The sequence below is a fragment of the Leucobacter sp. PH1c genome, assembly GCF_000633415.1.
GTDB lineage: Bacteria > Actinomycetota > Actinomycetes > Actinomycetales > Microbacteriaceae > Leucobacter.
In genome coordinates this window covers 1-10,500 of sequence record NZ_AYMV01000059.1, presented here as the reverse complement: position 1 = coordinate 10,500, position 10,500 = coordinate 1, and the positions used below count along the sequence as shown (strand labels likewise).

Here is a 10,500-nt window from a genome sequence, read left to right as displayed (position 1 = left end):
GGATCAAAGTCGACCGGATCTTGCTGCGCGCGGGCGGGAGCAGGCGCCCCCCGCCCCCACGCCCGCGCCTACACCGCCCGGCGGCGGATCCGGATGTGCCGCTGCTGCATCATGCCCTGCAGGCCCTCCGGCCCGAGCTCGCGGCCAAAGCCCGACATTTTCCAGCCACCGAAGGGGGCCTGCAGCTCGGACACGTCGTTCACGTTGACCCCGACGCCGCCGGCGTGCAGGCCCTCGGCCACGCCCCAGGCGCGGTCCAGGTCGTCGCCGTAGACGTAGGCCGCGAGCCCGTAGTCGCCACGGTTGGCGAGCTCCACCACGTCGTCCGCCGCGCCGAAGCGGTGCACCGCGACGAGCGGGCCGAAGCTCTCCTCCCGCATCACGAGCGCGTCGACCGGCACCCGGTCGAGCACGGTCGGCGCGAAGAACATGCTCTGGTCGAGGCCATCGCGTACCTCGGCATGCGCGCCGCCCGCGCCGAGCACGGCCCCGGCGGCGAGCGCGTCGTCGATGTGGCGCCGCGTCTTCTCGATCACGGCGGGCGTGGTGACGGGTCCCCCGGTGACCCCGGCGTCGACGCCGTGGCCGAGGGTGATCGCACGCGCCTCAGCGGCGACGGCCTCCGCGAAGTCGTCGGCGACCCGTTCGTCGACGAAGATGCGGTTCACGGCGATGCAGATCTGCCCGGCGTTCGAGAACGAGCGGCGTGCGGCAGCCGCCGCAGCCTCGGGAATGTCCGCGTCATCGAGCACGATGAACGGCGAGTGCCCGCCGAGTTCGAGCGTGACGCGCTTCATCGTCGCCGCGGCCGAGCGCATGATCGCCTGCCCGGTCGCGGTCGAGGCCGTCGCCGTGATCGCCGCCACGTCCGGGTGCTCCGAGAGCCGGGATCCGGCTTCGAGCGCGCCGGGAAGATCCGAGAGCACCCCCTCGGGCAGCCCGGCGTCGACGAAACAGCGTACGAACTCGGCGATCGCGAGGGGCGCTTCGAGCGGCGGCTTCACCACGACCGCGTTGCCCGCGGCGAGCGCCGGCCCGATCTTCCACGCGTAGAGGTCGACGGGGTAGTTCCACGGAACAATCGCGGCGACGACGCCGAGCGGCTCCCAGGTGACGAGCGAGCGGATGTCTTTCCGCGCGGTGGGGCGCATCGAACCCCACACTCGGCGCCCCTGCTCCGCGTAGTAGCGGATCACCTGGGCGCCGAACGAGATCTCCTTCACGCTGTCGGGCACCGGTTTGCCCTGCTCACGGGTGAGCAGCTCGGCGATCTGCGGGGTGCGCTCGTCGACGAGCGCGGCGGCGCGGATCAGGATCTCGGCGCGCTCGTCCGCGGTGAGCAGGTTCCAGCGCCGGAACCCCTCCTGCGCGGCGACGACCGCCCGGTCGACGTCCGCGGCCTGCGCGACGGCGCTCGTGCCGACGAGTTCGCCCGTCGCCGGATCGCGCACCTCGACGCGCTCACCGCCGAGCGACGGCACCCAGGATCCGCCGATGCAGAGCTCGCGATCGAGACTCGCCATCGCTACTGCACCTCCGGGGCCGAGAACTCGCGCGAGCGGAGGCGCCGCCACAGCTCCGCGTAGTTGCGGTCGTTCTGCTGGTGCGCGAGCTTTGTGCGGTTCGAGTTGGTGTTCACCATGATCATCGGGGTCTCACCGCGGGCGACGAGCGCGGCCGAGGTCGAGGCGTTGATCGCGTGGCCGACCGCGACGGCGATCGACGTCGACGTCGGGCCGACCGGGAATTCCAGGCCGTCGATGAACTGGGAGGCGTCCTCGAGCGGGATCCCGGTGTCGACCACGACGTCGGCGATCTCGTAGAGGCGCTTGCCGCTCGAGTGGCGGCTCTCCACCTGCGAGGAGTGCGGCACCGAGGTGACGGCGATGACCTTCAGCCCGCGCTCGCGGAACTCGACGGCCATGTCGAGAATGACCGCGTTGATACCCGAGTGCGAGAACAGGATGAGCGAGTCACCCTCCTTGATCTGGTGGGAGCGCAGGATCGCGTTGCCGTAGCCCTCGCGGGTGTGCAGGAAGCGGTACTGCGCGGTGCCCTGATCGCCGAGCACGTGGTGCATCAGCGCGATCGAGCTCTCGACGATGGGGCGGAATCCGGTGACCCCGCCGGTGCGGGGGAACATCTCGAGGGCGGCGAAGCCGCCGTGCCCCGTGCCGAAGGTGAACACGAGGCCGTCGTTCTGGATCGTGTCGGCGCAGATCTCCGCGGCCTGCGCGATGGCCTCATCCTGGGTATCGCGGACCCCCGCGAGCTTCGCGATCACATCGTCGAAGTATCCCTGTGCAATGCTCATTGTCTTCCTCTTTTCTGTGTGGTCTGTGGCGGTCGGCTACTCGGCGACGAGCGCTTCGAGGCCGGCGTGCAGCAGGTCGAGCTCGGCCTGGCGGCGGTCTTCGCCGTCGAGCTTCGCGAAGGTGTCCCCGGCGACGCTCGCGAGGCAGAGCGAGGCGGCGGCGATGCCGCGGGCGCGGGCGACGACGAACACGGCGCTCGTCTCCATGTCGGTGCCGACGACGTGCTGCCCGCGTCGGCGCTCCACGAGCTCGGCCTGGCCTGCCGGGTCGTCGCGGCGCATCAGCTCGGTATAGAAGCCGTCGGCCGATTCGTAGACGCCCGTGACGACGGGGCGCCCGGTCGCACGGGCTGCCGCCTCCGCCCGCGCGGTGAGCGCGAAATCGGGCACCGCGGGGTACTCGACCGGCAGGTAGCCGGCGGAGGTGCCCTCGCCCCGGATCGCGCCGTGCGCGACGACGAGCGCGCCGAGCGGCGTCTCACCCGCGGTCATCACCGTGCCGAGCCGGAGCACGCGCTTCACCCCGATGTACGAGAGCTCTTCGACGACGACCGCCGCGATGGGCGCGCCCATCCCGAACGCGCTGATGGTGATCCGCCGCCCCTTGTAGGTGCCGGTCGCGGTGGTGAGGCCGCGGTCCTCGTTCAGCAGCTCGGCGTCTTCGAGCAGCTCGGTCGCGAGGAGCACCCGCCCGCGGTCGCCGACGATAATGGCGTCTTCGCCAACCTGATCGGGCGTGCAGTGGATGTACCAGGCTTCTCGTGTTGCAGTCATTGCTTCCTCATTCGTGTCGTGGTCGGTGTGGCGTCCGCGCTGCGGGCGCTGAGCATCTGCGCCGTGGCGGCCGAGGCCGCGGCGATGTGCTCGAGCATGGGGGCGGCGTCCGCTGCGCCGCGGGAGCCGAGGGCCTCGGCCGGACCGGCGGCGAGGCGCGCGGCCAGTGTGCCGGAAAAGGTGTCGCCCGCTCCCGTCGTATCGACGCCCGTGACCGGCTGGGCCGGCACGTCGCCGAGGTGTTCAGAGGCGCCGTCTGCGGTGACCCGGCGCAGCTCGGCGCCGCGCGCACCGTGCGTGACGACGATGTCGGTGCCCGGCCGCCCAGCCGCGGCGATGCCGTCCAGCGCGGCGCACTCCCCGGCGCTCAGCGTGATCACGTCGGCCCGCGCGGCGAGCGTCGCGAGCAGCTCGCCGGTGAGCGACGCGGGATCCTGCTTCAGGATCCAGCACACGACCGCATCGGGCCGGATCGCCGAGAGCAGGTCTCTCGTCGCCCGCTCGGGACCGATCGTCAGCACGACGAGCGCCGCCTCCGCCGCGAGCGCGCGCTGCGCTTCGGTGAGGCCGCCGTCGTGGCAGTCGCCGGGATCGAACAGGCAGATGGTGCCCTCGCCCTCCGGATAGAGGAGGAAGGAGTTCGGGCTGCGCTCGCCGCGGACGGCGACGCCCCGGGTCTCGGCACCGCCGCGCTCGACAGCGTCGATCCACGCGGCGCCCTCGGGATCGGATCCGACCCAGGACAGCGCGGCGACGCGCACGGCGGCGAGCTCGGCGGCGGATGCCGCGGCGGCCCGGGTCACGTGCGCCACTCCCCCGTGCCGCGGCCACTCGTCGGCGCGCCCGAGCACGGTGGTCGTCGCATCCGCGCCCTGGAACGGGGCGAGCTGCAACGCGAAGTCGACGCTCGCGTAGCCCGCGACGAGGAGGAGTGGGGCGCGGCCGTTCACAGCATCTCCTTCGCCTCGGCGAGGGAACCGACCCGGCCGAAGTAGCGGTCGATGTCTTCGAGGCTCGCCTCGGCGAGGTGGGGACGGTTCGAGTTCGTCGCCTCGCGCGGCACGAACACCTCGAAGCCGCCGGCGAACGCGTCCTGCACGGTCGCGCGGATGCACACGTTCGTCTTCACCCCCGCGACGATCACCCGACGGATCCCCTGTTCGCGGAGCACGAGATCGAGATCCGTCGCGTAGAACCCCGAGTAGCGGCGCTTCGGCACGACGATCTCGTTCGCCCGCTCCACGGGCGCGAAGCCCGGGAAGAAGTCGGCGTCGTGGGCGCCGTCCTCGTGGTGCCGCGGGAGCTTCGAGAACTCGAAGTCCGCGAGGCCCCGGTAGTGGCGCTCCACCGCGTGGACGAGCAGCGCGTCACGCTCACGAGCGGTGTCACGCAGCTCCGCGAGCGCGGGGAGCGTCGCTGCGACCTCCGGGTAGAAGTTCGGCTGGCCCGCTTCGTAGAACGAGTTGATGACGTCGACGAGCAGCAGTGCGGTGTTCGGCGCGTGGTCGGACATGAGGGTCTCCTGTGGGTGGGTCAGACGGCGACGCGGCTGCGGCGGCGCAGCGCGGAGAAGCCGGTCCAGGCGAGCACCGCGACGACGGCGATGTAGGGCAGGGTCTGGATGAGGTCGGTGGGGAACTGGCTCGTGGTCTGCAGGCGCACCTGGAGCGCGTCGAAGAACGAGAACAGCAGGCACGCGAGCGCGGTGGGCAGCGGGCGCGAGCGCCCGAAGTAGAACGCCGCGAGCGCGACGAAGCCGCGCCCCGCGATCATGTTCTCGTTGAACAGGCCGCTCACGCCGAGGGCGAGGGCGACCCCGCCGAGGCCGGCGAGCAGCCCGGCGATCGAACCGGCCAGGTCTCGGATCGCGAGCGTGCGCACGCCGAGCGAGGCGGTGGCGAACTCGTTGGCCCCGGTCGCGCGCGTGCGGATCCCCCAGCGCGTGTTCGTGAACACCCAGGCCAGGACGGGGACGAGCACGACGGCGAGCCAGAACAGGATGTCCTTGCCGCTCACGATCGCGCCGAGCACCGGGACGTCTGCGACACCGGGGATGTCGATCCGCGGGATCCGGGGCTGGTCGGGGAACCGCAGGGTTCCCGAGACGCCATAGACGCTCCGCAGCACAAACCCCACGATGCCGAGCACCACGATGTTGAAGCCGAGACCGACGATGATCTCGTTGGCGGAGAGGCGGGTGATCACGAGGCTCATGATGAGACCGGCGATCGCGCCCGCGGCACCGCCCACGAGGACGCCGACGATCCAGCTGCCGCTGGCCGCGCTCGCGAGGATCCCGGAGAACGCGCCGACGAGCATCTGCCCTTCGAGGCCGATGTTCACGACGCCCGCGCGGCGGTGCATGGCACCACCGAGAGCAGCGAGCACGATCGGCACCGCGAGGAGCAACGTCGAACCAATGATGCTGTCGATCATGCCGACACCTCCGCCTGCTGGTGCTGCTGCCGGTCCTGCTGCTTCGCCCGCCGAGCGCGCACGAGCCGCGGGATCGCGAACTGCGCGACCGCGAGCATCATGATGGTGCCCTGCAGGATGCTGATGAGCTGGATCGGGATGTTCACGAAGAGCTGCACCGTCGCCCCCGCGGCGGCAAGGGCGCCGAACGCGACCGAACCGATCACGACGCCGACGGGGTTGAACCGCGCGAGCAGCGCGATCGCGATCCCCGTGAAGCCGAAGCTTGCGGAGAAGCCGACCGAGAAGCGGTGCACCACGCCGAGGGCGTGCACGGCTCCGCCGAGACCGCCGATCGCACCGGAGATGAGCATCGCGCTCATGAGCACGGTGCGCACGCGGAGCCCCTGCGCCATCGAGAATCGGGCGGTCTTGCCCACGGCGTCGAACTCGAAGCCGAGCTGGCTGCGCTTGATCCACACGCCGTAGCAGGCGACGAGGATGAGGGCGCAGAGGAAGCCGGCGTTGAGCTGGCCGGGCGGCGCGAGCAGGGGGAGCTCGGCGGAGGCGGCGACGTACTCGGTCGCGGAGTTCGCCTGCCCCGGCGCGAGGAAGAACGACTGCACGAGCCAGGCCGTGACGCCCGTGACGATGAAGTTGAACATGAGGGTGGAGACGACCTCGTCGACGCCGAGCCACGTGCGCAGGATCGCGGGCACGAGCGCGACGGCCATGCCGGCGACCATGCCGGCGAGCAGGCAGGCGGTGATCGCGAGGACGGGCGGAAGGCCGCCCACGTTCACACCGACGACCGCGGCGGCCAGGCCCGCGAAGCCGAAGCTGCCCTCGACGCCGACGTTGAACACTCCGCCTCGGAAGGCGATCGCCGCGGCGAGCCCGGTGAAGAGCAGCGGGGTCGCGGCGGTGAGGGTCGCGTTGATCCGCGCCGCGTCACCGAAGGCCTCCTGCACGAGCATGCCGTAGATCTCGATGGGGTTCGCGCCGCCGAGCAGCAGCGCGATGGCGCCGACCGCGAGGGCGATGGCCACCGGCACCGCGATCCGCCAGGCCGATTCGCCCGCGGCCCGCCACGAGAATCGGCCGGGCGCCGGCACGGGAATGTAGCTGGTGTGCGCGCCGGTCTCCGGCGCTTGCTGGTCGGTCACGCGGTGTCCCCGTCCTCGGATGATGCGGAGGCGATCGCCTCGTCGGGTGTGGCTGCGGCTCCTGCCGCAGCCACCGGGTCCTCACTCCCGGGGAGCCCGAGCATGAGCTTGCCGAGCACGACGCGGTCCGCGTCGCGTCCCAGCTCGCCCACAACACGGCCCTGGTGGAGCACCAGGATCCGGTCGGCGAGCCCCTGGATCTCGTCGAGCTCCTCGCTGAAGAGCACGACGGCGCTCCCCGCGTCGCGGGCGGCGCGCAGCTGCTCGTGGATGAAGGCGATGCCGCGGATGTCGACGCCGCGGGTCGGCTGGCTCGCGATCAGCACCTCCGGGCGGTCGCGCAACTCGCGGGCGATGACGACGCGCTGCTGGTTGCCGCCCGACAGGCTCGAGATGGGATCCTTCGCCGAGCCATAGCGCACGGCGCCCGAGCTCAGCACGCCGTCCACGGCCCGACGCACGCGCGCGGGAGCGAACCAGCCGCCGCGTGTGAGCGCTCCCAGCGAGGGCGACGCGATCGCATTCTCGGCGATCGAGAGGTCGAGCGCGAGGCCCTCGTGCTTGCGGTCGGCGCTGACGTAGCCGAAGCCGGCGCGGCGCCGCGCCCGCACCGACGCCCGGGTGAGGGGCCTGCCGCGCAGCGCAACCGAGCCGGCCGTGAGCTTGCGCAGGCCAATGAGGGTCTCCGCGAGTTCGTCTTGGCCGTTCCCCGAAACGGCGGCGATGCCGACGATCTCTCCGGCCCGCACCTCCAGGTCGACACCCGAGAGCCGCTCGACCCCGCGGTCGTCCGCGGCGGTGAGCCCCTGGCATGCGAGCACCACGTCCCCGGGGCTCCCCGGGTTCGCGGCGTCGATCGGCGCGGACTCGCCGCCCATGATCAGCCGCGCGAGCCCCTCGATGGAGGCCTCGGATCGCGGGATCGCGGGCTCCGTGATCCCCGCGCGGAGCACGGTGATCGCGTCGGCCACGTGCATCACCTCGCCGAGCTTGTGGCTGATGAAGATGACGGTCTTGCCGTCTGACACGAGGCGCCGCAGGAGTTCGAGCAACTGCGTCGCCTGCGCGGGCGCGAGCACCGCGGTCGGCTCGTCGAGGATCAGGAGATCGGCTCCGCGCCCGATGAGCCGCAGGATCTCGACCTGCTGCTGGATCGCGATGGGCGCGTGCGCCGCGGGAACATCCCAGTCGATCGTCGCGCCGACGGATTCCGCGAGCGACGCCGCCTCACGCCGCGCGCGGCCCCAGTCGATCCGGCCCGCCGTCGTCGGCTCGTTGCCGAGCACGAGGTTCTCGAGCAGCGAGAGCTCGGGAACGATCGCGAGCTCCTGCTGCACGAGACCGATGCCGCGGCGGATCGCGTCGCGCGCGCTGGTGAGGCGCACGGGCTCGCCGTCGATGAGGATCGTGCCCTCATCCGGACGGTCGAGCCCGTAGAGCATCCGCATGAGGGTGCTCTTACCCGCGCCGTTCTCGCCGATCACCGCGAGCACTTGGCCCCGGTGAGCGGCGAGCGAGACGTCGCGATTCGCTCGGACCGTGCCGAAGGATCGAGCGATCCCTCGTGCTTCGATCCGGGGCGGCGGGGCGGATCCCGTCTCCGCCGCCCGGGTGTGCTGTTCCATCGATTCCTGACTTCCTTGTCGGGTCGGTCCTGCGGCTTACTTTCCCGGGAAGAAGTCCGGGTAGCCGTCGGTCACCACGTTCCAGACCGTGATCTCGCCGGACACGATGCCGGCGGTGAGCTCGTCGATCTTCGCGAGCGATTCGGGGGCGATCGCGTCCTTCGTGAACTCGAAGTCGGTGAGCCCGACCGCGTCTTCCTTCAGCCCGAAGGTGATCGTCTTGCCCCCGGGGAACTCGCCTCGCGCGTAGTCCCCGATCACGCTCTCGACGGCGAGGTCCGCGCGCTTCAGCACGCTCGTGAGCACGAAGCCCGGCGCCTGGCCGTCCTGGTTGTCGTCGACGCCGATCGCGTAGTGGTTCGCGTCCTGCGCGGCCTGGATCACGCCCGCCCCGGTGCCGCCTGCGACGGCGTAGACGATGTCCGCGCCCTGCTCGAACATCGCCTGCGCGAGCTGCTGCCCCTTGGCGGGATCCGCGAAGTCGTTCGAGTACGCCGTGAGCACCTCGATCTCGGGATCGATGGCCTGCGCGCCCTGGATGAAGCCGACGAGGAACTTGTCGATGCCCACGCTCGAGGCTCCGCCGATGACGCCGAGCTTCTTGTCGGCGTTGATCTTCGGGTCGCTCGTGTTTGTGGTCTGCATCGCCGCGAGCGCTCCGGCGAGGTACGAGCCCTCCTGCTCCTGGAAGAGCACCGAGGCGACGTTGTCGCCCGCGGACTCGGCGTTGAAGATCACCCAGTCGCTCTCGGGGAAGTCCGAGGCGACCTTGCCGATGACCTCGTTGTGCGAGAACTCGAGGTCGACGACGAGGTTGATGCCTGCCTGCCCGGCGCGGCGGAGCAGCTGCTCGCCCTGGCCGACGATGTCCTCGGACTCGATCGTGCTCGACGTGAGCCCCGCGTCGGCGACGGCTCGCGTGAAGCCCTCGTTCGCAAGGTCGTTGTAGGACTGGTCGCCCAGCCCGCCCTGCGCGACGACGAGCGCAACGCTGTCGCCGTCGGCTCCGCTGCCGCCGGCTCCGCTGCCGCCGTTACTCGGGGCGCACGCCGTCAGCGCGATGAGCGTAACCGCCACCGGTACGCAGAGCAGTGCTCGAGTTCGTTTCATGGGATCCTCCGTTGGATGGGTTGTTCAGCGTGACTCGGTAGAGATAGTGGGTGCCGAGGTAGCGCGCGCGGACGTGCTCGAGCAGCTGCCCCGAGGTGCCGCGCGAGTGGCGGTCCACCTCAATGAGCGCGGTGCCCGGATCGACGCCGAGCTGCTCGGCTTCGCGGGCGTCGGCATTGATCGCCCGCAGCGTCTCCTCCCCCGCGGAGAGCTCGAGGCCCGCGGCGCGGAGCGCTCCGTAGAAGGAGAAGTCAGGGTGCGCGGCGGCGGACTCGGAGATGCCGACGCGGTGCGCAACGTGGGCCGGGACGATGAGGCGCTGCAGGCCGACCGGGGTGCCGCCGACGCTGCGCATGCGCTCGATCATCACGATGTCGACGTCTGCGGGGAAGGCCGACGCGGGCTTCTCGGGGTCGGTCGCGGCGAACTCGGCGTAGTCGAGCAGCGTGCTGCCCGGGCGAAGGCCGAGGCTGTCGACGTGCTCGCTGAAGCTCGTGAGCTCGGGCAGGCTGCGCTCCATGGGGCGGGCCCGCACGAAGGTGCCCTTCCCCTGGTAGCGGGACACGAGGCCGCGATCGACGAGCATCTCGAACGCCTTCAGGATCGTGGCGCGCGAGAGGTTGTTCTCCGCCGCGAGCGTGGGCTCGCTCGGGAGCCGTGTGCCCGGTTCGAGCTTCTCGTTGACGATGTGGCTCTCGAGCGCATTCGCCAGCTGCACGTACAGCGGGAGCGCGCCGCGCGCACCATCGAGATCAAACAGCATCCTTGCCTCCTCACCCACGAACCAGACTTATCCGGTTGTCCGGACAAGTATAGATCTTCTGGGGTCGCCCGCAAGAGCAATCGACACAACTCCCCGAAAATTGGCTGGGGTCGGGGTGGATTGGGGTGGGGTCGTGGGCGGTGGTTCGGGGCGGTTTTGGGGCGGTGTGAGGTGGCGTGCGGGTGGCGTGCGGTGGCGTGCGGGTGGCGTGGGGCGGTGCGCGGCGGGTTCGCGGGCTCGGGCGGGGCTCGGCTCCCCCACCCCCGCCCCCAAAGATCCGGTCGACTTTGATCCACTTCACGGGGTCGATAGCGGATCAAAGTCGACCGGATC

10 protein-coding genes are annotated in these 10,500 nt (G+C 71.0%); all 10 read right to left on the bottom strand.

Going from position 1 to position 10,500, the window contains the following annotated elements; genetic code table 11:
- Positions 1-68: 68 nt before the first annotated feature.
- Genes U874_RS0113890 through U874_RS0113845 form a run of 10 tightly spaced genes read right to left on the bottom strand, consistent with a single transcriptional unit; the run spans position 69 to position 10,167 of the window.
- Positions 69-1,523, bottom strand: coding sequence for an aldehyde dehydrogenase (locus tag U874_RS0113890; protein ID WP_025135138.1), 1,455 nt, complete (start codon positions 1,521-1,523; stop codon positions 69-71).
- Positions 1,524-1,525: 2 nt separating this feature from the next.
- A complete protein-coding gene (locus U874_RS0113885) occupies positions 1,526-2,314 on the bottom strand; it encodes a sugar isomerase domain-containing protein (RefSeq protein WP_025135137.1) in 789 nt (262 codons plus the stop codon).
- 36 nt (positions 2,315-2,350) lie between these two features.
- Entirely contained in the window at positions 2,351-3,088 is a 738-nt protein-coding gene (locus U874_RS0113880; RefSeq protein ID WP_025135136.1) for a hypothetical protein, read from the bottom strand.
- Positions 3,085-4,038, bottom strand: a complete 954-nt coding sequence (locus U874_RS0113875) for a carbohydrate kinase family protein (RefSeq protein ID WP_025135135.1) — start codon at positions 4,036-4,038, stop codon at positions 3,085-3,087. The genes U874_RS0113880 and U874_RS0113875 overlap by 4 nt, the downstream gene beginning before the upstream one ends.
- Positions 4,035-4,601 (bottom strand): cysteine hydrolase family protein, encoded by a 567-nt coding sequence (locus U874_RS0113870; RefSeq protein ID WP_025135134.1) that lies wholly within the window; start codon positions 4,599-4,601, stop codon positions 4,035-4,037. Before U874_RS0113870 ends, U874_RS0113875 begins: the two co-directional genes overlap by 4 nt.
- 20 nt (positions 4,602-4,621) lie before the next feature.
- Positions 4,622-5,524 (bottom strand): ABC transporter permease, encoded by a 903-nt coding sequence (locus tag U874_RS0113865; RefSeq protein ID WP_025135133.1) that lies wholly within the window; start codon positions 5,522-5,524, stop codon positions 4,622-4,624.
- Positions 5,521-6,669 carry an ABC transporter permease gene (locus tag U874_RS0113860; protein WP_025135132.1) on the bottom strand — a complete coding sequence of 383 codons (1,149 nt, stop codon included), beginning with the start codon at positions 6,667-6,669 and terminating at the stop codon, positions 5,521-5,523. The genes U874_RS0113865 and U874_RS0113860 overlap by 4 nt, the downstream gene beginning before the upstream one ends.
- Positions 6,666-8,294: an ABC transporter ATP-binding protein gene (locus U874_RS0113855; RefSeq protein ID WP_025135131.1), complete on the bottom strand. Its 1,629-nt coding sequence runs from the start codon at positions 8,292-8,294 to the stop codon at positions 6,666-6,668. Before U874_RS0113855 ends, U874_RS0113860 begins: the two co-directional genes overlap by 4 nt.
- A gap of 36 nt (positions 8,295-8,330) precedes the next feature.
- Complete coding sequence (locus tag U874_RS0113850; protein WP_029988524.1) at positions 8,331-9,404, bottom strand: BMP family protein; 1,074 nt, start codon at positions 9,402-9,404, stop codon at positions 8,331-8,333.
- Positions 9,328-10,167 (bottom strand): GntR family transcriptional regulator, encoded by an 840-nt coding sequence (locus U874_RS0113845; RefSeq protein WP_115651534.1) that lies wholly within the window; start codon positions 10,165-10,167, stop codon positions 9,328-9,330. Before U874_RS0113845 ends, U874_RS0113850 begins: the two co-directional genes overlap by 77 nt.
- Positions 10,168-10,500 lie beyond the last annotated feature (333 nt).